The organism is Phormidium sp. CCY1219, assembly GCF_055795085.1.
This window is the reverse complement of sequence record NZ_JAYFEQ010000009.1, coordinates 1-212: the sequence shown is the minus strand read 5'-3', so window position 1 is coordinate 212 and position 212 is coordinate 1. Positions and strand designations below refer to the sequence as shown.

Below are 212 nucleotides of genomic sequence, written 5' to 3'. Positions count from 1 at the left end.
TCATTAACCCCAATCATCTCTTGAACCTCCTCGCGAGTTAAACTAGAAAACTTGTACAACACAACCGTCTCTATTAAATCTACAAATTAGGTCTTCAAAACACTTGTTTGTCTCCAAGCTCAACTCGTCCGGTGACCCGTGGCCACCGGATAATTGTTATTGCTGTGCCTGCCGCACTTGCTCCACGCTTAACCCCATCATTTCTGCAATCT

General features: G+C 44.8%; 1 pseudogene. It reads right to left on the bottom strand.

Going from position 1 to position 212, the window contains the following annotated elements:
- Positions 1-74 (bottom strand): annotated as a pseudogene (locus AC0QH1_RS00225) (hypothetical protein); the annotation flags it as partial.
- Positions 75-212: the final 138 nt, after the last annotated feature.